The 24,605-nt window shown below is 32.5% G+C and carries 15 protein-coding genes; 2 read left to right on the top strand and 13 right to left on the bottom strand.

From position 1 onward, the window contains the following. Positions 1-39 precede the first annotated feature (39 nt). A complete protein-coding gene (locus tag AC3IS6_RS02700; protein ID WP_489163363.1) occupies positions 40-1,263 on the top strand; it encodes an aminotransferase class V-fold PLP-dependent enzyme in 1,224 nt (407 codons plus the stop codon). 320 nt (positions 1,264-1,583) lie between these two features. On the opposite strand, the gene AC3IS6_RS02695 is transcribed toward AC3IS6_RS02700, so the two are convergent. The 4 genes from AC3IS6_RS02695 to AC3IS6_RS02680 form a co-directional block, all read right to left on the bottom strand. After that, complete coding sequence (locus AC3IS6_RS02695) at positions 1,584-3,962, bottom strand: DUF262 domain-containing protein (RefSeq protein ID WP_489163361.1); 2,379 nt, start codon at positions 3,960-3,962, stop codon at positions 1,584-1,586. Further along, complete coding sequence (locus AC3IS6_RS02690; RefSeq protein ID WP_073410542.1) at positions 3,959-5,857, bottom strand: DUF262 domain-containing protein; 1,899 nt, start codon at positions 5,855-5,857, stop codon at positions 3,959-3,961. The genes AC3IS6_RS02695 and AC3IS6_RS02690 overlap by 4 nt, the downstream gene beginning before the upstream one ends. 116 nt (positions 5,858-5,973) lie before the next feature. After that, positions 5,974-6,603, bottom strand: coding sequence for a hypothetical protein (locus tag AC3IS6_RS02685; protein WP_315242731.1), 630 nt, complete (start codon positions 6,601-6,603; stop codon positions 5,974-5,976). A 13-nt stretch (positions 6,604-6,616) separates the two neighbouring features. Next, complete coding sequence (locus tag AC3IS6_RS02680) at positions 6,617-6,868, bottom strand: hypothetical protein (RefSeq protein WP_073410544.1); 252 nt, start codon at positions 6,866-6,868, stop codon at positions 6,617-6,619. 276 nt (positions 6,869-7,144) lie between these two features. On the opposite strand from AC3IS6_RS02680, the gene AC3IS6_RS02675 reads away from it, so the two are divergent. After that, positions 7,145-7,411, top strand: a complete 267-nt coding sequence (locus tag AC3IS6_RS02675) for a hypothetical protein (protein WP_073410545.1) — start codon at positions 7,145-7,147, stop codon at positions 7,409-7,411. 352 nt (positions 7,412-7,763) lie between these two features. On the opposite strand, the gene AC3IS6_RS02670 is transcribed toward AC3IS6_RS02675, so the two are convergent. The 9 genes from AC3IS6_RS02670 to AC3IS6_RS02630 form a co-directional block, all read right to left on the bottom strand. Continuing rightward, positions 7,764-8,408: a hypothetical protein gene (locus tag AC3IS6_RS02670; protein WP_489163359.1), complete on the bottom strand. Its 645-nt coding sequence runs from the start codon at positions 8,406-8,408 to the stop codon at positions 7,764-7,766. A gap of 28 nt (positions 8,409-8,436) precedes the next feature. Continuing rightward, the gene (locus tag AC3IS6_RS02665; protein WP_489163357.1) at positions 8,437-8,907 is read right to left on the bottom strand and encodes a hypothetical protein; all 471 of its coding nucleotides are present in this window, start codon (positions 8,905-8,907) and stop codon (positions 8,437-8,439) included. 131 nt (positions 8,908-9,038) lie between these two features. Next, positions 9,039-9,533 carry a hypothetical protein gene (locus AC3IS6_RS02660; protein ID WP_073410548.1) on the bottom strand — a complete coding sequence of 165 codons (495 nt, stop codon included), beginning with the start codon at positions 9,531-9,533 and terminating at the stop codon, positions 9,039-9,041. Between the two features lie 88 nt (positions 9,534-9,621). Continuing rightward, entirely contained in the window at positions 9,622-10,239 is a 618-nt protein-coding gene (locus tag AC3IS6_RS02655) for a hypothetical protein (protein ID WP_489163355.1), read from the bottom strand. A gap of 258 nt (positions 10,240-10,497) precedes the next feature. Beyond that, positions 10,498-11,274: a hypothetical protein gene (locus AC3IS6_RS02650; protein WP_489163354.1), complete on the bottom strand. Its 777-nt coding sequence runs from the start codon at positions 11,272-11,274 to the stop codon at positions 10,498-10,500. A 25-nt stretch (positions 11,275-11,299) separates the two neighbouring features. Then, complete coding sequence (locus AC3IS6_RS02645) at positions 11,300-21,109, bottom strand: SpvB/TcaC N-terminal domain-containing protein (protein WP_489163353.1); 9,810 nt, start codon at positions 21,107-21,109, stop codon at positions 11,300-11,302. 42 nt (positions 21,110-21,151) lie between these two features. Further along, positions 21,152-23,116 carry a T9SS type A sorting domain-containing protein gene (locus AC3IS6_RS02640; protein ID WP_489163351.1) on the bottom strand — a complete coding sequence of 655 codons (1,965 nt, stop codon included), beginning with the start codon at positions 23,114-23,116 and terminating at the stop codon, positions 21,152-21,154. Between the two features lie 31 nt (positions 23,117-23,147). Then, positions 23,148-23,879 carry an outer membrane beta-barrel protein gene (locus tag AC3IS6_RS02635; RefSeq protein WP_489163349.1) on the bottom strand — a complete coding sequence of 244 codons (732 nt, stop codon included), beginning with the start codon at positions 23,877-23,879 and terminating at the stop codon, positions 23,148-23,150. 14 nt (positions 23,880-23,893) lie between these two features. Further along, positions 23,894-24,592, bottom strand: coding sequence for an outer membrane beta-barrel protein (locus tag AC3IS6_RS02630; RefSeq protein WP_489163348.1), 699 nt, complete (start codon positions 24,590-24,592; stop codon positions 23,894-23,896). Positions 24,593-24,605 lie beyond the last annotated feature (13 nt).

Raw genomic sequence — 24,605 nt, 5'->3', positions numbered from 1 at the left:
GAGTTTAAAAATGATTTTGAATGCTAATAAATGATACAAATGGAAGAAATGCAAAGTGTTTTTTCAATCGGTGAGATTGAAAAGTTTAGAAGTGAAACTGTGGGATGTGATACTGTGATCCATCTCAATAATGCGGGGGCAAGTCTTATGCCGGATGTGGTGACTCAGTCTATTTTGAAACATATAAAATTAGAATCTGAAATTGGGGGTTACGAGGCGGCTGCATTAAAAAAAGATGAAATACTGCAGTTTTACATTCAGGCTGGAAAATTGATTAATTGTAATCCGTCGAATATTGCTTTTACTGCAAGTGCTACAGATTCTTATACGCGAGCATTGTCTTCCATTCCGTTTTGTTCTGGTGATATTATATTGACGGATAATGATGATTTTATTTCGAACCAAATTCAGTTTATTTCATGTCAAAAACGATTTGGAGTAAAAATAGTACGGATTAAAAATGCTGAAATCGGCGGAGTAGATCTGCATGATTTAGAAGAAAAGTTATTTACTCTTAAACCAAAATTACTGGCTATAACGCATATTCCTACGAATTCGGGATTGGTTCAGTCTGTTAAAAGCGTAGGTGATATATACAATCGTTATACAAAAGAATATAGTGATAAAACCTGGTATATTCTCGATGCTTGCCAGTCTGCAGGTCAGATGAAGTTGGATGTTAAAGAATTAGGATGTGATTTTTTGAGTATAACAATCAGAAAATTTTTAAGAGGGCCTCGTGGTACTGGTTTTCTCTATATTTCGGACAGAGCTTTAAAATTTGGACTTGAGCCATTGTTTATTGATATGAGAGGTGCTGATTGGGTTGAAAAGGATGAATATAAGCAACAACCCGATGCGAGACGTTTTGAGGATTGGGAGTTTGCTTATGCGCTTGTTCTTGGAAGTAAAGTGGCTATTGAATATTGTTTGAATATAGGTGAGGATAGAATTTGGCAGCAGATACAAGTGTTGTCGAAATATATGAGAAATGAATTGTCAAAAAATCCTAAGGTTAGGGTTTTGGATAAAGGACCTGAATTAGGTGGATTGGTTACTTTTACCGTTAAAGATTCTCAACCAAAATTTATCGTTGATGAATTACTTAAAAGAAAGATTAATGTTGTTCCGAGTTTTCGAAATTTTGCAGTTATCGATTTTGATGAAAAAGGGGTGGAGTGGGCTATTAGGGTATCTCCGCATTATTACAATACTTTTGAAGAAGTTGATTTGCTTATCAAGGCTGTAGAGGAAATTGTGTAAATACAATTTTTGAAGAAAAATTGGCGCAAAAAAAAAACTCCTTAATTTCTTAAGGAGTTTTTTTAGTGGGCGATGAGGGGTTCGAACCTATTGGACGAAACCCGCAATAATACCGTCTTTTTATTTTTAGAAAATAGCTGTGCCATGAATCTGCCACAATTATCATTTTTTCACAATATCTTAAAAAAAGCTTCTGCAAGAAACTTCTTGAGTTTTAAAGAACATTATAATCCTTTTTTATTAAGCAAAAATACAACTTATTTTTAATAAACCACATTCAACAACAAAAGCTTTAGGTTAAAGTAATCTATATCTATCATTTATTCAAATAATCTAAGTAGTTCTTTATCAACATTAGTTTCTAATTTATTTTTATAATTATTCATGAAAATTCTCAATTCATCAATAGTATTGATTTGGGTATAGTCTTCAGAAATTATTTCTATCCAAGCTTCTTCAACTTTTTCTTTAATTGTAAAATATCCAGTTGCTCCAAAAATTATTACAAATAGACGCTCACCAATATGTTTTGTAAATTTTATATTTTCTTCTTTGAAAAACATACTATTGCCGCACTGTTTACCCTCAGAGTTTAATTTAAATTCAACCAAGGCAAGAGTTACCAATTCATTTCTAGAACAATCTATCATTACTTTGTCATACCAAGCACCTGGGCGTACTATATATATATGCTCTTGAAGCCATTTTATTTTATTTGCACCAGTTTTTTGCATCCAACAACAAAAATCAGCATAAAAGTAAAGATTGGTATGTGCTTTTCTTACCTTAAAAAGGGAATTAGCATTCCAACCAGTAGCCGAAGATTCAATTAATAAAGCTGCTGTAATATGCTCTTTTATTTTATCAATTGATTTAAAAGAACAGATTTCTTTAATGTAGTGTTTGTTTTTATAATCAGTATCACGACGTAAAATTAATCTCCAATTATTTTCAGAATCACTATAGATAAAATTTTCAATTTGATTCCAAGTCGAAAATTTACTTATCAAGTATCTAAACAAATCGTGTTGCTTACTAAAACTTTTGTTTGACCCAGAATAGTCAAATAACAGAAATGCATTTTCAATTCTTTTTTTAAATAAATCTATATCAGGATTATCATTAATTAAAAAACCAATGTTTCCAAGGAATAAGGGATGCGATTCACCTTTAAGAATATATTCTTCCCAGTTAGGGTTTATTATTAATGAAGCTTTAATCTTTTCTTCTTCAAGTTGCGTTTTGAAAAAATCTTTTCTATTATTTATAATATCTTGAAATTCTTGAGTAGCAAAGTAGGCATAAATATTTTCACTTCCGATTGACAAGTCTTTAATTAATTTCATTGTATTGATCATCGGGCTAATACTTCTGATATCAGGATCAATAGCTAAATTCCATACAACCCTTATCCAATTAGCAAAGTACGTTGGTTCAAAGGTGTTTTTTTCAAGGTATAAACATATTCCGCAAAACAATATTCTTTGTTGTTGATTAATTCTTTCGTCTGTAAGTGACCAATTTGGTCCTTTATTCCAAATAGGCTTAATGATTTCTGCTATTTCTTCATAATTCTGAGCTAATGTATCTAATATTTTTTCTAAATTTTCAATAACGTTATCTTGCTTAAAGACCTCCTCATATAACTCAAAGGAATTATATTTTGGATTACCCGCCTCATTATAAAAGAATCTAAATATTATCGAAAGTTCAATTTCTAAATTTGTTTTTGTGCTTCCTAAAATATGTGTATTAATAATATAACGAGATATGAAATTCATAAAGAATGGATCAATAACCATCTTCAGCTTATTTCTGTTCTCTTTTTCCTTAATTGTTTCTTTTACTTTTAAAAGTTGATTCCAGAATATATTCGTCCAGGTATTATCAATTTTAGAGAGTAAAACAAGGTAATAAGGAATTGAAAGATTATTATAAGTAATTTCTTTTTGAAAGTTCTCTTTCATTTTATTTGAATCACTAATCATCCAATTATTTAAATCTGCTTTGAGATTTTCAAAATCGGTTAATTGTTTTCCACGAGCATTCATTTTTATATATAACTCATCTGTTAGTTCAAAGCCATCTAGAGGAAGTATATAGAAGCAAAGTTTATTAAGATTATTAAAAAGGGGGTTGTTAATTTTTTCATACTTCATTTTAATAGCATCTAGCATATTAAGCATGGCAATAACGGTTGGATCTTTTTCAAACCTTTTATGGAACCAATAAGATTTTTTTATTTCTTTTGATGGATCTTCGTTAAAAGTAATTTCAGCTAGTTTTTCACAAAAAGCGGTTGCAGTTGTTCTTGTTGCATAAGTAAATCCTAATAATTTTTTTCTAAGATTTGTTAATTCTTGATCTTTCAATTCCTTATTTCCAACAAACCAATATAAGAGGTAAAGTGTTGTTAGTCTTTGTTGACCGTCTAAAGGAAGAAATACATTTTCATCATTGTTATTTATTATTATAGAGCCGTAAACGAAGTCTAACTCAAGTTCTTTGTTGTTTTCTAAAGCATCGAAGAGAGCTTCTAAAAAACGATTTCTAATGATATTTTCATTTTTTCGTCCTTGAGCATAATCACGTTGAATTATAGGGATTTTTATTCCGTCAAGTTTTACTTTTTTTATTGTTTCTCCCTCGCTTATCTCAATTGCATCTGAAAGTAAGTTTATTAAATTATACTTGTTCATTTTGTCAAATTTTTTGTTGGAAGAAACTTTTGTAAAGTATTTTCTATTTCTGTTCTATAAGCTATAATATCTTCTGCTGTCCATTTACCTGTAGTATTTCCGTCAAAATATTTTAGAAAAACATTTTTGGTACAGATTGGAATAAACACACCTTTTTTATCCTTTTCTATAATTATCCTTCTTTTGGTAACAAATAAAGCATTGCCATAACCCCTATTTGTTCCAGCATCTAAAAGTGTTAGATTTCCTAAACTGTTTTTAAGTTCATCAGTCAATTGTTCCTCATTTGAAAGTGCTTGTACTTTTTTAAACAGCTGATCAAAATCTCCTTTTTGACTAGTTATGAAATTATTTATCTCTGCAAATAGGACTTTATCCATATTAATCTCTAGAACATCTATCAGTGCATTCTTAAGCCAGATATTTTGATCATCATTTTTAGTTAAACTATTTTCTGTTGCAGAATCAATATGTTCAATATCCCAAGCAGTATTTATATCGTTATTATTTTTATTTGCTTTAAATGCCTTGAAAGGGAATTTATAAATTAGATTTTGTTGGTTAGTTTTTTTAACAATGTATTCTAAATTAAATAATAAAAGTGCTTTACGTAGTAAGTGCTTATCACTAAAGTAGCCTAGATTAAGTGCAAATACTTTTTCATTATTATCATCAATTTTCTCTATCCAGCTAATTCCTTTGAGATGTTTATTTTTTATTCGCTGAACTAAAGCATTAGTTACATCTTCTTTAGTTTCAATTTCAGGAACTGTAAGGAGATTGAATATATCTAAAACACTTTCTCCACAATAAACCAAAAAACCTATATAATGATACCAAATTGGATTTTCATACCATTCAACAAAAGTTTCAAAATATTTTTTTATGGTATCCCAATTGTACTTTATAGTCTCATAATCTATTTCCTCACCAAAAAGTAAATTGAAATATCTAAAAGTAACAAACTTATCATTACCTAGTAATTTTGTAATATTCTCATCATTTTTTACGGCAATTTTACACATCATGTCAAAGATGAATTCAATATGAGAAGAGGCTTCATTATTCGATTTATTGAGAAACCACCAAAAATCTTCATCTTGTAGAAAATTCTCAATTTGATCCCATTCATGAGCTATTTGTAATTGTTTTAACTTTGCGCCATCTCCAACTCCAAAATTTCTTTCTTGCAGAAATAATGCCTTAATAAGTTCTGAATTAGTAAGTGATATTTTTCCTAAATTAATTCTGATAAAAGTTGCTATTTGATTTACCTTTTCATCTACCAATTGATACCAAATTACTTGAACCACACCTTCTTCTTTCTGATTAGTTTTGTTGTAAACCAATAATTTTGTAATTGAATCACATAAATCATCAAACATCAAACCATCACTTTCAACTTTTTGATTAAACCATTTTGCTATAAAGTTGTATGCCTCACTAATATGATAAAAATCTATATTAGAATGATCCTCCTTTTCAGGATTATCCAGAAATTCATAGAATTCTGGTCTAGTTTGATATTCTATTGTAAATAAGTCTTTGTTATACCGTTGCTTCAAACTACGGCCAGTTAAAAACTCATTTAAAAGATATTTGAAAAGTATTCTAATTGTTGTTAGTCTTTGTTGACCATCTACAACATCCCATCCAACTATTGTTTCTTCCTTATCATTGCTGGTTCTAACCCAGGAATGTTTTTTTACTATAATAGGTTGTAAGCAATAAAACTCTTTTTGAGATTTGTTTTTCTTTTTAGCAAATGAATAGATATCATTTAATAGATCAAAAATTTGTTGTTCAGTCCATCTATATCCTCTCTGATATGCTGATATATAAAAGCTTTCCTCTAATAATTCGCTTATTGATTTTAAGCATATTTCGTTATTCATTTTGATACTTTTTACTTGTTTTTTTGTAAACTCTAATCGTAAACTCTTTGATAATTAATATATTATAAATTTTATGAAATCGCTGAAGTATTCTTTTAAGTTTTTAAAATTTGACATTAATTTGCGTTTTCAATTATTTGATTAAACTCGATTATGGTTACCCGTCCTTCAAATTCTTTATAAATTTCACCAACTGTAACTAAATATTCTTTTTTATTCTCAATTATAAATTTTTCCAGCTTTTTAAAACCTGATGGATTTTTATTCAATACGTTTCTCCACGTTGCTTTTCCACTCATAAACTTTATGAATGCTACTTTGTCTTCAACAACAAAATATTTAATGCGAGGGTCATTTGCCGCTAAAAGACTAACATAATTACCAAAATAACCTCGACGTCTTATACCATTTGCACTTTTTTCATTCCATTTACCAAATTTGAATTCAGCGATTCTCAAATTGGTTTCCATATCAAAACGTTCTTTATGATTTCCAGCACCAAGTGACAAATATTCTACTTTCTCATCTTCATTTAGCCAAACTTCTTTTGCTATCATGATACCCGATGCATGAACTATTTCATCAATTTGTGATGAAGCTTCTTTGATTATTTTGGCTGCCAAATAAATGGTTTCGAAATTAGAAATAGAAATTGTCTTTTCTAATTTTTGTAAACCATTAAGGGTTTCTTTGACACTTTCGTTTTTAAAAATTTTAACGATGTTCATGGCTTCACTAAGGTTCATAATCAGTTTTTAATTATCTTACTTCCGTACATTTTTGTTTTTTTTCTATAATTTTTTTTTCTTGCTCTTCTTCAATAAAATCTTGCTCTTTCTTTTTTGAAATCACTTGTTTTAGATAGATTTCTCTATTTATTCTAATACGCTCTTTTTCTAGTATGACAGTCTTCTTATAATTATTAATAAAGAAAACTAGAAATAATATAAAAGAGATTAAAGTGAAAATGTATATTATCTTTTCACAATTGAGTTTTTTAATTTTTTTCATTCTGAAGGATAATTTGGAAAAATGAAAAAGCTATTAAAATAGTTTCTTTCATCTTTTTGCTAAAGCCGAAAATTGAAAGGTTGTCACGCGCCATTTCAAAACACTAAAAATTTGGGCAGTATTACAAAAAATGATGAAACCATAAAAATATAATTTAATGAAATTTAAAATAATCTTATCAATTCTGATTTCCGCACTTAGTAGTTATAAAAATGAAATATAGCTATTTAAATATTAATTTTTTACTTTATAACTTTACAAAAAAAAACTAATAAAATGACTAAAACTATAAAACTCCGAGTGAAAAAGGAAATAGACAGAAATAGTGAGTTTAAAGTATTAAAATTAAAAGGTAGTTTAATTACTAAAGGATTTACCGAAATTATTCACATTGAGGATGAAAATGAGAATTTTTATCTTAACTCTTTTTCCACTTCTCCTGAAAACAAAAAAGAAGCAGACGATTTTATTTTAGATTACATATCGGTAAATAATTTAAGTGAGACTATTACTTTGATTAGCACTATAAATAATAACTTCTGATGGCAAAACTTTAAATCAAAAAAATGGAGTGTTAATATTTTCTACGATATTAATATAAAACTGGGGTAAAAAAACTAATCAAACAAATTAAAACAATTAAAAAAGTTGCGTAGATAGTAAACATAGTACGTTTATAGCTACGATTAATTTCAGCTAATTTTAAATTTAATTTGGCTTGTTCCTGGTCGATTATATCTTGATATCTATCATTCATATTTCAAATATATTAAACTTTCCAAAAATATTATTACGGATTTCCGTAACACACGTTTTATTTATAATAAATTGACTGAATTTAAATTTACTCCGTTTTTACAGTGATGTAAGTAGATAGTACCAATTAATAAAATGTTTATTTGCATTTTGTTTTCTCAAAAATAGTTTTTAATTGATCCATGACAGATCCGGATTTAAAATCTTCTTTCGAAATTGCATCAATAAGTTTTGGACAATCTGCAAAAGCTTCTCTTGACATTTTTCTGATGAGTGAATCTGTTCCTATCGCGAAACCATTTGATGCTGTCGTAGCATAACCAAATACTAATTCTTCACTATTTTTTTTACCAAAAAAATAAGATGTGTTCGCAAACGTAACTACAGTACTTGTTCCACCTGCATTTGGACGACTGCCACCTTCTGATGCAATACCACCTATTTTTACATTTCTATCATAAACGATGTAAAACCAAAGTTTTTTCTTGGATCTCGAAAATTTGCCTGTTAGTATATTAGCTGTTGTGGCGTATAGTCGTTCCGCAATATATTTATTACTTTCGGCATCTGCATATTCAATTTTTTTGATGTTGATGCTTTCAATTTTTTCTTTTTTAGCTTCTTCATCTGTTTTGAAATAGACTTTCGAATCATCACTTTCTACCATTTCAGCAATTCCTTTTTTTATTGATCCGTCTTCCATGTATAAAACAGCTTTAATGAATTTAGCATGTCCGGTTGTTGAGAATAAAAGTATAGTTATAAGTAATATTGTTTTTTTCATATTTAATTATTTAAAGAATGATTTAGTTTTATAGAGGTATATCTCCAACTTTAATTGTAAAATGCTTATCATCAGATTCTACTAAAGTAACATGAGTTTTGAAATTTCTTTTTGTGATGTTCATTATAGATTCCTGAAAATATTTTATATTAGTATTAATCCCATAATATTGAAGTAAGATATATCCTCTTCTATTTACTAAACTATCATTATAAAAATTTAAATATCTAGAATATTCTTTTATATAGTCTTCGGATTTTATTTTTTTACAAGTTCCTGATAGTGCAAAATTAAAAATGTATTTTCCATCCTTAAAACGCATTTGATAAGCACCACAATCTTCTGAAATATGATTTTCTGTTAATATATAAGGGTCAGGTTTTCCAATTTCTTCATCTTTATTTTTACATGATAGGAATAAAAAAAGAAATGAAATAACAACCACATGAATTCTTTGAAAAAAAACTTTCCGGAATGTTTCTTTTGTATGCAATATCATTTAAGACTTTTTTAAATATTAGTTAATCCGATACAAACTCGGATTTAATTAGATACTTCTTTATTTTGTTGATTAATAATCAGGGATATAATTGTTGTTTCTAAAATGTTAGTATTACATCCTGAAAAACCTTATTTTTTAAAGAGATAATTATACTGTAGACAATCTTTCCTTAAATATCTATCTTTATTTGACCCAAAGTTGGTATAACAATATTTATCACATTTAAAGTCAAACTTAGCAATACCAACTAATTCATTATTTTTATAAAAAAGTAAAACATCTTGGTAACAATTTAAACATTTATAATCAGGATAATATCTTCCAGGGTTTTGATCTGTAAAAAAAACATCTATCTTATCAGAAAAATCACTGTCAATTTTTCTTTTTATAAATCCAAATTGAGAGAGTTTTTTATAATTAGTTTTATCTTTTTCTTTTACAAAATCAGAATAGTAAACCTCAAATCTTTCACTATTATCGGGTGGCCCAGGCAACATATAAAAATTACTATGATAGTATACTACTTTATCATAAAACGAATTATTATCCTTTGAACATCCCCAAAAAATAACATTCAATAATATATAGAGAATCTTGCTTCTGCGGAATAGTTTATTTTTCATTATTTAGATTTCGCTTTACACTAAGCATATTAACCGTTTGCTGGACAAATAGTAAGTATATATCATGAATATAATATGTAATCAATTTTTATCCTGGTAATTTTAAATTTTGAATTTTTAGTCCTTCTCTTTTATCTAACGAATCAAAGTCTTCCATTTTTTTACAATTGTTTAAGTAAATTAATTCTAACTTCTTGTTGGAATTTAAAGCCTTTACGGATTTCAGATTCCTGCCATAATTAATTTTAATAGTTTTGAGGTTTTGCAACTTTTCAATTCCATCCAAACTTTCAAGATTTGTTAAGTTAAGTTCTAAATATTCTATATTCTTTAGTTCTCCTAATAAATCGATTAAAGATTTACTTTTTGGATTATAGTACCAAACAATTAGTGATTTTAAATTAGAGTTATTATTTACTAGCTTTATTTTTTCATTCCATCTTAAAATAGAAACAGCTTCTAAATTAGTAAATTTTAAAAAATCTATATTTCCTTTAGACACACCATTCACATACATTTGTTTAACTAAGTATAAATTAGAAAAATAGACCACATCAAGTTTTGCATCCACAAAAGACACATTATAAAAATTTAAATGCGCTATTTTATGATTAAAAACAGATATATCTTCTTTTAATGCTCCGTCATAGGATATTGTCTCATAAAAAATTTCTAAATGTTTATTAGGATCATATAATTCTGCCAAATAATCATTGTAACCCTTTGGGTCATCTTTCTGTAAATGTATTTCTAAATCACTTTTTTTTCTAGTATTTTGTTCTAAAAAACTTTCAATAGATTCATCAGTTTCAATACTAATATTTACGATTTTGAGCTTGGCATTTATATATATTAAAATTCATTTTTCAAATTAATATAATAAAGACAATCAATTTGATTGCCTTTATTAGTGTTTAAATCTTTTCAATCCAAGCCATAGTATGGGTAAATACCTCCCCAATTTTTATCCTGGTAATTTTAAATTTTGAATTTTTAATCCTTCTCTTTCATCTAAAGAATCAAAGTCTTCCATTTTTTTACAATTGTTTAAATAAATTAATTCTAACTTCTTGTTGGAATTTAAAGCCTTTACGGATTTCAGATTCCTTCCATAATTAATTTTAATAATTTTAAGGTTTTGCAGTTTTTCTATTCCATCCAAACTTTCAATATTCGTTAAGTTAAGTTCTAAATATTCTATACTATTTAGTTCTCCTAATAAATCATTTAAAGATTTGCTTTTTGGATTATAATACCAAACAATTAAAGATTTTAAATTAGAACTATTATTTACTAGCTTTATTTTTTCATTCCATTTTAGAATAGAAACAGCTTCTAAATTAATAAATTTTAAAAAATCTATATTTCCTTTAGACACACCATTCACATACATTTGTTTAACTAAATACAAATTGGAAAAATAGACCGCATCAAGTTTTGCATCCATAAAAGACACATTATAAAAATTTAAATGCGCTATTTTATGATTAAAAACAGATATATCTTCTTTTAATGTTCCGTCATAGGATATTGTCTCATAAAAAACTTCTAAATGTTTATTAGGATCATATAACTCTGCTAAATAATCGTTATAACCCTTTGGATCATCTTTCTGTAAATCAATCTCTAAATCACTTTTTTTTCTATGATTTTGTTGCAATTTATGCTCAATAAATTGATCAGATGTTACTTTAATAAAAGTGTCTCCCTTAAAGCTGCATTTGTATATATTAAAATTCATTTTCAAATTATTTTATTAAATTATTCTATTCTACGCTTTCTCCATCTTGTAATTTATAATTATAACCCGGAGATTGTCTAATGTTATAATTAACCGGGTTTGTATAACCTTGTGGATTAATATCATTCTTATCTGTTTGCATTCTGGTATGTTCATCTTTAAAAGCTTCTCTTGCATTTTTGGCAGGTTTCCAATCCAAAGATTTGACTTCATTATCACTTGTAGTATATCGTAATGCGGATTCTGCCATTCTACTTATTGGTCCTTTACCATGATATTTTTTTCCATTTTCGTAAATGATAGTATACGAACCGTCTGGAGATTTATTTTTTGATTTATTTTTTAATTCAGTTAATGATTCGTTAGAAATACCAAATGCACTAGATAATTGATAATGCTTTGTTGTTGCATAATTAGGTTTAGCCAACAGTTGGAGCGATTCCATTCTATCAAGCGGTGACTGATTTTGAGCTATATTAAATGCTTCAACAAGCACTCTAATGACATTAACGATTGGACTTCTATTAAATTTAAATCCTCTTGGTGTTGATTCTACGTCAACATAAGTCCTATTTACTAATCTTTCTGTTTCAGACCTAGTTGTTCTAAATTGATCTACTGTTTCATTTTGCTTTCCATTGGGATCAACATATTTTATAGGATTTTGATAACAATATGCGTAACTATTTAAATTACTATTGTTATAAATCCCTCCGTTATGATCTCCATCAAAATAAAACTCGTTTTCAAATATAGGATTATATGTTGCAAGAGGATCTACATTCAGCCAAAGCGAACTCTTCATATCCAAATACCTCGCCCCATAGTAACTCAGATTGGTCTCCCTATCGAGTTCCTTTCCATTAAATAAATAAGGTGAACTAAATGACGAACTATGCTCCTCAAACAAAACCTCCCCAAAAGCAATGTATTCAACATGTTGGCTTATGCTTCCGTTTTTAGTTGTAATATACGAAGTACTTCCCAAATGATCAGGATGAAAATAAAAAATATCATTTTCCGGCAAGCCAATTCCCGTAAATCCTTCTCCGGATTTTACAATTTCAGGTTCAACGGGAGGGCCAAATTGTACAGGCGGTCCCGGCACATCGCCCGGTTCATTAAAAATAGGATTTCGCGGCCAGCCTTCCGGTGGTTCCTGATTTTCCTCTACTGGTTTAAGTGCTTCACTCGGGTAAGGATCGCCTGTAAATTCTGGTGTTGCATATATTCCTTGTTGTGTTGGTGGTCCCGGTGGAACGCCTAAACCTTTAACGTAATTATCTAAGGCCTTCTGCTGTTCGGCAGTTAATTTCCCGTAATTTACTCCACCTGCAGTCAATTTTAGTGGCTGGGCAAATGATCCATTCCCTAATTTGCTTACGATTCTTCCTGCTCCTTCGAAATAATGCTTGGTAAACTTTCCTTTGCTTATTACAAAATAAGTAGATACATAACCTGTATAATCATCGGTATGTACTATCGTGGCTGCCGTTTCACCATTGATGGCAACATTTTGAGAATCGCCAGAACTTTTGATTACACGTTCTCCTGAGGCATCATATGTAAATTGGTGAATTCTTCCGTTATCATTAATTCCTGACAAACGGTTTTCTTCATCCCAGGTCATTTTTCTGAAACCCTTTTCTTCCGTATAACTCGTTGGATTTCCATTTCCGTCGTACACGTATTCTCTTGGTTCGGTTTTTCCTGTTTCAGCAATTCTGTTTGGAGCGTTAGGATGCAGTTCGTTATCGTAATTATAATCTAGTACATAACCTTTTTGCTCGTTGTTTACCGTGTGAACTAAATCTTTCTTAGTAATATTATGCATTTTGTTATAGCTCATATTCAGCTCATAACTTGCCTTGGTAAACTCCCCCTGATAGGTTGCTTTAGCCGATTTTAATCGGTAGAAATCATCGTATTGGTATTCATGATTTGATGTTCCACCCAATGTATTGTTTACGATTGGAGCAATGTTTTTTATACCTAGAACATTTCCAACCAAATCATAACTATAACTGTTATTCATTACCTGTCTTGTACCGCTTTTTACCTGCAATTGTTGTAATCTGCGTGTTACATCGTCATAGATATAATTGGTTTCGGTACCGTTACCGTATTTTAAATATTTACGCTGTTCAAACTCATCATAACTTAACTGTTTGATGTAATCGTAGGTATGACTTTCTTTCTTACCCTGCATACTTTGCAGATTTCCAGCGCGGTTATAGGTATATTCCACCACCTCACCATCAGGATAGGTCATTTTCTGAATTCTGTTCCAGGTATCGTACTCGTACTGCGAAATATAGGTCTGAATATCGGTTGGCGTAATACGAAGCGTTCGAATTTCTTTTTCGATCTCGCCTAATTTTCCGTAAAAGAATTCCTGTCCGCCACTAGCATCCTGTACAAACCACAATCTGCCTCGGCGCGCTACTGTTCCATCGGCTTTGCCATAATTGTACTGTACATTATTTTGTGGGTTTTTAGGATATTTTACAGACTCTAGTCTATTAAAATTGTATTCGTATTGTATCGATCCTCCATTTGGTACCGTATTTTTAATATCTTGTGTAATTCTAGAGATTAAGTTGCCTGCCAAATCATATTGCATAGTAGTTGTTCCTGCATCTGGGTGCGTAAACTCAACACGCCTACCAAGCAAGTCGTAACTGCTTTTGGTAATATGATTCATGGCATCGGTTACTTTAATCATTTCACCCAATGCGTTGGTTTCAAACTTGGTTAGCAAATCATTTCGCAAACTGGCCATGTTTTGTCCTGTTGCATCAGTATAAGTCTGGCTTGTTTTGTTTAAAGCGTCTGTTTGTGTCGTATGCAATGCAGGGACTCCGTCATAATCGCCTAAAGCGAAAGTTGTGGTATTGGTACTTCCATCCGACAAAGTAACTTTTACCGCACGCCCTACCTCATCATATTCTGTTTTAGTTGGTGCCACTGTTGATATAGCCGTACTAAAATCTGCATCTATAGTAGTTGTTGTGGTCGGGTAATAACTGATTGTTGATCTTCCTAATCCATCGTAAATTACTTTTCCTGATACAATATGTGATTCCTTATCCGGGCTTCCGGCTGTAGTAAATAAACTCGCTGTTTTTTTAACTTGCAAAGTTCTTCCTAGTCCGTCTGTATACGTATAAATTTCGATGTCTTTATCGAGTTCAGGATCGTAATTTCTTGTTTTGGCATACGGTACTTTTGCTGTCGGAAAATAGTCGTACGCAATGGTATATGGTTTACCCGAAGCAATTTCATAAGGTCCTTTTAAAGTTGCAACACGTCCTTTCGCATCAAGTGTCATAATATTACTCTGGTCGTTACGGTCTGTCGTTTTTACCGGAACACCAAAACGATAATTATATTCCATTTTATTTTGATACCCAAAAGCATCTTTGATTTCGGTCATGTATTGATGATTTTCTGCATCAAAAACATATTCCAAAGTCATACGCTGTGCTTTATGATTGGCAGGACCTGTAATTTTCTGTATGTTTCCATACGCATCATAAGTAATGTCAGTAATTGCAATTTTATCTGCTGCACTATAATTTTTAATCTGGGTAACTTCGGCTGTTGTGGTATTTATTGTTGTGGCTCTTTTACGTCTTAAGCCTTCGGTAGTAAAAACTTCGAGTTGTTTTGGAATTCCGCCAAAATAAGGAGTTGTACTTTCGTAATAAGTTATTTTTGCGGTTATTTTATCAACAGCAGTACCATTTCCTAAATCTTCGTACTGAATTATATTTCCGTTGGCATCATATTTATTAAAGGTGTTGGTTTCTAGATAATCACTACCACCTTCATAAATTTTTTGATTGGTATGAATCAAGCCTACAAAAATGCGTTTGGCATCGCATGAAGGTAAATTCAACTCTGATACGGGAACATTTGTCTGACTAGCGACATCAATAAAACTATATTTGTTTTCTGACTCCTGACGTATTTTGTTGTTTTTATCCAACGAATAAGAATGTCTCAAAAGGGTTTTTCTGAAATAGTCCTGATTGTAAAATTCCTGAACTATAGTTGAAAAGACCGAATTATCAGCTGCATCAATCTGTTCCTGAATTACTTTCCCAAAACCATAAAACTCCCTTTCACGACGATCCTGATAACCCTCTTCGTATCTGAATTTGGCAATCGAATGATCGATACCGTCGCCAATATGTCCGTCAAAAACATCTAAAGACTGTAAGACCCATTTAGCTGAAGGATTTTCATAACTTGGCTTAGTAAGATAATAATCTAATACATAGCTGTTTCCAGCACCATTAGTTACGCTTTTTAGTTTGTTAGTTCTTTTTATGTTGGACAGGCGTACTTTCAAATTATCTTCGTCTGTAGAGATGACATAATCAGTATTTCCATCTCCGTCGATATCCATAAAAGTAGCTTCGGAACGAGAAGTACTCCATCCTTTACTGGCTCCTAATGATGGCGTAAGACGCAGTAACCAAATAGGAATGTCATAAGAATAACCTGCATTAAAACCATAACTCACACTTTTATTCTGGTTCATTTCAGAATATGTAGGATATGTGATAGGCGTATCAAAAGATCCTCCTAAATTTAAGGATACGATCATTTTATCCAGTACATACTCAATTTTATCAGGGAGTCCGTCACCATTAATATCCATAAAGGACTTATTACCATTTGCGGTTGAACGTGCATAATTCCCTCCGGCAGTAATAGAACCTGCATTAAAATTATAACCTAAACCTACGCTCCAGTCGGTAGAAGTTCCTGCATTAAGTCCGTTGTTGTTCCAATTTTCTGCTGATAAAAAACCATATCCGGTATTCAATAATACTGTTCCTTCATCCGTTATTTTATCTGGTAGTCCATCACCATTAATATCAGCATGGATCATTTTTGCTTTATCTGTACCATAACCCTGAGAGGCACTTACAGAAAGCATATTCTTTGCTTTATCTGCTTCTTTATCAGCTGCAGATTGCGCATTTCTTCTTAAGGTTGCTTCTTTTCCTATTACCAGAGCTCCAGAAGTTTGGGCTTGACCGTGACTGTAACCTCCTCCAAAACTCGGTCCCTCTGATGTTGTTTCGGCATGGCTGAAATTATCTCCCAGATCTAGTACTTCAGGAGAAATACTTCCTGCGGGTTTGGTTAATTGCACATTGCTTCCCCTGATATAATCCGGAAATCGGTCCCCGTTAAAATCCCCCATGGTTTGGGTTACATAGGAATCTCCATCGATAGATTTACTAAATCCCATATTAGCAGGGCCTGCATTAACTCCGGCAGCAATACTTTTACTTTTACTTTCGCTAATCATGTCCAGTGCCGATGTACTTCCTCCGTCTAATTTAGGTAAAGAAAAATCAGTATAATCTGCAATATCATCTTCTCCAAGCCTTGAAGTTCCTATTACTGCTCCTTTTATATAAATCGTTTCTTCCAGACCTTCCCATTTTACTTTTGTATAAGATGGGTTTAGAGATACAAAATAGTTCTCTGAAACTTCATACCCTTTGCCATCATAATTTTCTGGATCGGTGTTATTTACATCCGGCTCTGTAGCATATGCGTCAGATTGTTTTAGTTTGGTCTGATCTATAATATTCGAAGCGAGGGTTCCGTTAATTACAAATCCACCCCAATTTCTATGGTACAATCCTAAAGTTCTTTCATCAGGATTTAAAAGGCTGTAAACAGCAAAATCATCTGTAACAGCATTCCATATGACGTCATCTGTAAGATCTGTCACATCTTTTAAGTCTGTCACCTGAACCTGAATATTAAGTGCATTTACTTTTGGATAATTTCTCAGAATATTTACAGACAGTGGATTTGAAACTGTAGTTTCTAACTGAATTGGAATTCCTGCTGCTGCATCGGGATATACTACTGCATTATCAAAAGCATTGATAACTTCTATTAGCGTTCCTGATGTAAGCTGATAACGTTTACGTGCCAACAAAACATTGTTTTGTTTTGCTGAAATAATCACTTCTCCATTATAACTATTAACTGGTCCCGGAGGAAATGCAGATGCCAAAATCAAATCCTGAGGCAATATATTCAGTTTCACTTTTCCATTAACTGTTGAAGTAACGCCTGGTATATTGTAATTTCCTTCTCTTTTATTATATAATAAATGATTCACTTCCATTGGTACTTCTTCGATTGGTGTACCCGGGTAAGAGGGAATGGTAATAGTCGGTGCAAATGAAATGGTCTGCCAGTTGATGTTCGTATCTGTTTCTAAAGATAATGTTACTTGCGTATCTGCTTCAAAGGAAGGCAGGTTTACAGACGCTAAATCAAAAGTCGCAACATCATTTGCCCAAAAGTTTTTTTGGTATACAATTACAGGCGGATTCGTTTGCCCCAAATAGGTTTTGGTAATTACCAGTCGAATATGATCCGATGTAACAGGTTTATTTAGGATTCCTTTAAAGGAAACTGTTCCTGCTACCGGAATTACTTTTGATGTGTTATTACTGCTAAAAAAATCTGTACTTGCTTTATAGGCTGACAACGAATATAAGTTGGCATCTTTTAAAGTTACAGGAACATTAAAATCGGTTGTAACTAAATTATTATTGCTATCTCTGTCGAACTGTTTTACTAGAGAATAAGTAATAATCGGATCCCAGATAACCGTATCAAAATTTCCATCTTTTACAGCACTTACCCTAAAATATAAACGTTCTCCCTTTTCTACAGAAATTGCGTTATTCTGTTTCGTTTTAATGTCATGATCTGTTGCAATTATAGCCTCATCCCATAGTAATTGCGTTCCTTTTTGAAAATATAGACGTACACCATCTGCTTTGTCATCTCCTGCATTATTTACATATTCTGCACGTGCTTTAATTTGTTCGGGAGTAGTTTCTTTGATTAACTGGTATTCATGTGAAACTGAAATTATTCCCTTTACAGGAGCCTCCCACATACGGACTACATCATGTAGCGGATTTTGTTTTTCTATTTCTTCTATCGACAGTGTTGTTGTTCCTGAAATTGTAACGTTTCCGCCTCCTGAAACAGGTGATGGCGTTCCCGAACTGCTAGGTTTAAAAGTTGGAACTCCGTTTACCAATCTATTGTAATAAACCTGTCCGTTGCGCACGTAATCTATTAGTCCGTCACCATTAAAATCCATAAAATAGATTTTTGTTTTACTGGTAGAACGTTGCTGATCATATCCGATATTGGCAAACTTTAAATTCAAATCGACACCCCAATTAAATGATGTAGATTTAGAATATCCAACATCACTAATATTGATTTCCTGCATCTCTCCAAAAGAATTCTGACCGCTTGCAGATAAATTTTTTCGGTAAAAAACCCCATTTTTATTTTTGAATACTTTATCAGGCAGACCATCTCCATCTAGATCTTCCATGAGCACGGCTGTGTCTGATGTTCCCCATCCATTTCCACCATGACCTCCAACAGTAAAAGGTTTTAGATTACCGGTTTGCCCGACAAATCCAACTCCAATACGATAATTGATACCAATATTAGACCCTTCAGAACTGCTCACTAAGGAATGATGTCCTGAAAATAAAATATCATTATATGATGGAATAGCAGTATTGACCAGATTATCTCCCGGCACGCTCCAGTTTTGCTCTGGTCCAAACGGATTGTATTTCCCGGATGTATCACGTACATCATCAAAATAATCCATTGTATTGGTATAGAATAATTTGGATTCAGAATCGTATTCTGAAATTGATTTCAATAAGGTCTTTTTAAAAGCCCCTTCTTTATAATTCAGTTCATAACTGCGAACCATATCGCTTTTGTAGCGTACTTCGATTTTCCGTAACAACTGATTATTCAATTGTCTGAAACCTAATCGGGCAGAAACCTGAACATCAGGGCGGTTGGCTTCACCTAAATCACTATTTTTTATAAAAGTAACATTGTAATTCCCTTTTGTACTACCAAAACCGGTGTAATAGACTTTTTTAAGATAGAGTTCCCCGTCTTTCTTATCGTATTCGTATTCAACAGTATTTCCTTTTAAATCGATTTGAAAACATAGTGCCCAATGCCCGATGTTTCCAGATCCGTCTTGTAAAATTCCATTCGCTGCAAGACCTGAAGCAGTTCCTCCGTAATAACTTGCAACACCGCTTTTATCCCTTACGACCCAATAATAATTTTTTGGAGAGGATCCTTTGCGGATAATCTGCTGAAAAGCACCTTCACGTCTCGGATAAAATTGTTTGTCAGTTGTTCTGGCAACCCATTCCGCTCTGTGGGAATTAGGGATTAATTGTTCTCCGCCAATGGTATATGTTTCGGTTTCCTGTGCTGCATCATAACGAGGAGCTCCCCAACGGGTATCAATACTTACTGCCGGAGCCGAAATATCCCAGCCTATACCAGCCCAGCTGTGCCCGCCATCACTGTCGTATTGCAGGTTGAATGATGGCTGCATACCGCTACGTCCGTTTGGTATCACTATTGAAAACCCAGTACTTGCAGTTCCTCTTCCGTTGGCAGAAGGTGGTGCTATAGACTGAATTCCCACTAACGGACTTGCCGCTTTTAAATCTTTTATGCTTGTTGGCGTATAACCGGAAGTCTCGGGAGATTCCGGCATTTTTATAATTCCGGCAATAAAATCAGTAAAATGAGTGGTTTTCGCCTTAATGATTCCCTGTTTGATGTCCAGTGAATCCTTGGTTACTTCTTGCCATAATCTTTTGTTTTCATCAAAATAAAAAACATTGATGTCTTTTTCTGTGTAACCTTCCGGGATTGTTTTTTTGTCGTATGGCAATGATAAGGTTACGGCTTTCTCGAAGATAGTTCCGTGTGGCAATAACCTGAAACCTGCATTGGTTCCGGTAACATTGACCATTGCTGAGTTTAGCGGTGCTATGTCTATTTTACGTAAACCGCTAATCGATACCGTTACATTGTTTTTTAAAGCTCCAACCGGAAAAGCAGCTAAAAAATCTTTGTATGTTAATTTGTTTTCAGTTTGAAAATTAAGTGTTTTGAAAATGCGCTCTTTTGCATTTTCTATAGGTCTGAAACTGTCTACTTTTGAAAAATGCTTCAAATCTAATTTTTCATTGGTGATAAGTCCGGTCGCAGTTTCTTTCGTAACCACAATTGAATTTCCAACTGTTGCAGCATCCAAAACCAATTCAAATTCAGGCTGATTGACATCAATTGCAATTCCGCCAATAGTCATCTTTTTTATTTGAGAAGGGAAATTGGTTCCTTTGATATATAGTTTGTTTTCCGATTTCAATAAGGTAAAATCAGTAGAAGAAATTGCCGATTTATATACAATTCTAACATTCTTGATTTTATAAGAATTCGAAATACCTTCCGGAGCCGTAAACAACAAAACGTTATCGCCGGAGCGCAATGCTTTTTCAGAAAGCAACTCCGATTGTTTGGTCCAGTTTTTATTTACCGATAAAAATTGCCCTCCAATACTGGGCTGATTGTTTAAACTTCTAGAAATCGAAGCGGCCTGATCATATCCGTATAATTCATATTCAAGATAAGCACTTTCTCCATTTTCAGGTAAAGCATTTACTTTAAGATGAAAAACGTTATCATAAGCATCATCCACATCAGAAGCATTAGCAACACCAATGATTCCTTCTGCAATATCTGCCGAAAATGTTTTTGTATTTTTAATTTCGTTTCTAATAATGCCTGTCGAATCTGTTTTGGAAAGGACAGTTTCTTTTTCCGAAGTATTTTGAGAAAATAAAGAGTTGAAGTTATATCCTCCAAAATTGGCGGCAAACAAAAAAGAACCTATTAAAAATATCAGTATTATAATTTTATTTTTCATACAGCAGGTTAATCGATTATGGGGAAATCGTTTATGTTTAAATTATTTCACAATAACTTTAAAAGTTTTTGTGCCAAATTCTGAACTAACAGACACTAGATACATTCCTGATGAACTATTGATCGTATCATCATATAAATAAGTTTCTATTTGAGTAAGTTGTTTTTGTTTTATAATAGCTCCTGTTAGAGAGTAAATACTAATATTTACATCGGTCTTTTGTGGGTATTGCATAGCTACAGAAAAATGACCGTCTGTAGTTGGATTAGGATATAAAATAATAATACTCGAATCGGTAATTTCTTTTCCATCAGAAGCGATGGCAATTTTGGTAGCCGTTTTACATTCCTGTCCATTTACCAATCGTAGTTCGTAATTACCCGGCTGATCGACTATAATTTTAGGATTATTGTCTATAAAATCGCCTTCATAAAACCATTGGTATTCATAATTTCCTGCTGGTAAACCTGCACTTGCATCAAGGGTTATGGCATTTCCACCTGTCAATAAATAATCTGATTTTAAATTGGGGAATGTTCCTTGCTTATCAGCTACAAAAACGGTTTCCGAGTATAAATTTCCTTTTGCGTCACGAACAATATAATCATAAGTTCCAGATGAAAGCTGTAATCCTGTAGTGCTTTTTGCAGCCTGATTCCATTGCTTTACAACCACATCGCTTCCGTCTTTTTTAACGGTAACGGTAAAGGGAGCTTCGCCACCTTCAATGCTATAATTTAACTGACCGGATCCTGATACGCCACAAGTAGCTTCCGTTATCCAGACCCTGCTAAACATTTCCGGCGCGACCTTTAGCGTAAATTTGGCTTTGCCTGATTTTTGTTTGTCCCAGTTAAAATCTTTTAGAACCAATTTTTCTGTACTTGACGTGCTTGCCAAACGAACATATTCTGAATCTTTTTCGTCATAGGTTCCTTTACCGGAATAATCAACCAACAACCAGTAATAGGTGTCTTTGGGTAAAGTGCCTTTTATAAAGGCAGGGTTAAAAGACCAGTCAAGACTAAGGTCTGTTGGATTTGTGAAATCCAATTGCCATTGTCTTGTAATACCAATTGGCTCTCCCTGTTCCTGTTTTTTGACCAAGAGATTTTTTCCGTTATCACTCCAAAAAGCAAAGTAGTTATTAGGTATTGTACCCGATTTACTTTTCAGCTCCAGCGTCAACAATCCTTCTTCGATCATGTTGCTGCTCTTTAGCTGCAGCAAACCGCTTGCATCATCTCTTCCAACTCCGGTAATGGAGGAATCAAAATTCTTATGATGGTCGATATCCCAAATAGTTTCTCCGTGACTGTTGAGGTAGTTTTTACTTTCAAATTGCGAGAGCGAAATTCCATATTTGATTCCGAGGTAACTCGCTACTTTTTGGCTTTCTTTGCCTGATAAAACCCTTTCGTAAACGAGAATTTCACTTATATTTCCTTTAAACTCTTCGGGAGGTAATTTCTCATGTTTAGACTTTTGCCCAATCGTTAACGACGATAACTTTGCAACACTATCCGTTACATTCTGTTGAAAAAAATGAATGTTAGCTTTATGAGGTTTTATTTTTTCCTGATAGGATTGATAGGAGTACTTTTTTAGATCCACCAAACGTTTATTGGTCGCAACTGAAAGTGTTTTTTGAGGATCGTTTATCGTCCATAAAAATTGCTCTTTCAAACTGTCTTTTACTTTGTAAACCATAAATAAGGTCTGACGTCTTTTACTTTCTATGCCCAAAGGCAGGATCAGGGAATCCTGAGCAGTATCAAAAACAATACTCGGGTTAAAATTAAAAGCGGCTCCAGAATGTTTTTTTTGGGATATTTTCCCTTCCTTTTTAGTAAGGCTTTCCCAGTAATAGGCATCTGCGTTGTTTCGGGTTTTAATCCAAAAAGATGGTTCTTCGACTGCTCCGGGCAATACCTTTTGCTGTGAAAAGACCAGGTTACTTGCCGATAAACTTATAAAAACCAATGCTGAAAAAATCTTTCTATACATAATTCTCTATGTTTTAAAATGAAATCGATTCCTAGAAATTGGCCAGATCATCAAAGTCAAATGAGTAACCAATAATTAATGAAATACTATTGATTTTGTTTTTATTTTCGCTGTAACGATGCCCATTTTCTTCCGTTGTTAAAGCATCTGTAATACCTAAAGTGTAGCGGGCTCCTACGGAAAGATTCGAATTAAATTCATAGCCCAAAGAGAATATTCCAGAGAAATAATTTTTACCGGTAAGAGATTCTTTTAGTACTTTTTGCACATTGGCATCCGGTTCAAAATAAGTGCCTGAATCAGCAAATATCTCCTGGGCATTAGAAGTGTATTTTATATTATCGCTCGCAATATTAAAACTAACGTATGGTCCAAAACCTACATACAGCCCTTCAACAGGATAGTATTTAAATTGTGCACCGACATTGATATAACTGTATCCAAAAGTCATTTTGTATTTTAATCCTTTGATATCTTCATAATTCAAATCTGTACTTTGTCCCGAATAGGATATTTCGGTCTGGATACTCACTTTGGCGTAAGGATATTTCCAATTAATGAAGACCCCTCCCGTTCCTCCAAATTTACCCTTTTCTTCTAAAGTATAGCCCTCATAGACACCTTTCGGTACTATCACATCGGGAAGATTTGACATTTTAGAATAAATACCGCCACCAAAAAGACCATATGTTATCTCTCTGTCACCTTGTGCAAACAGCGATTTTGTGCTTACTAATAGTACTAGCAAAATAATTTTTTTCATGTTTTTTATTGAAATTACCATTGATGAAAACTGTAGCCTAAAGAAAAACTAAATACCCCACTTTTGTTTTGATTTTCGATAAACTGAAAAGAAGATGCATTACTTTTTACCACATCTTTGACCCCTAGATAATAGCGTAAATCGAAGTGAATACTTTCGTGCAGTTCGTAACCTAATGCAAAGCACAATGAAAAATCGTCTGTGCCGTCAAGACCATCCTGATAGAACTGCCTGGTGGCAACATCATACATTCCGCCAGCTTCGTTAGATTTATAAGTAATATTGTTAGGAGATAAACTGATGCCGTAGAAAGCACCAAATCCTAAATTTAAACCTTCGTAAGGATATACTTTATATAAAGCCCCAATCTGCAAATAGGAATAATTTAATCCTAACTCAAATTCTTTGCCTGTAGTATCGTGATAATTGACAGTTTGAGAAGACTGTCTGAATAAAAGTTCAGGCTGAATGGCAACACGTGTATCGTAAAGTTTGCAGTTTAAAAAGAAGCCACCTTCGATTCCGTAGCCACCTTTGCTTTTCATAACACTATTATCAAAAGTGTTATCTCGTCCTTTAATACTTTCGGGTAAATTACTGATTTTAGAATAAATTCCTCCGAGTTTTAATCCGTAGGTGATATTAGTCTCATTTTGTGCATGAGCAGCGTTAAAAAAAGAGCAAAATATTAATAAGTGTAATAGTACTTTCATTCACAAAAATTTT

It is taken from the genome of Flavobacterium sp. KH_035, from assembly GCF_057839565.1.
Note: the sequence above shows the minus strand (reverse complement) of the source record. Positions and strands in the feature narration are given on the sequence as shown.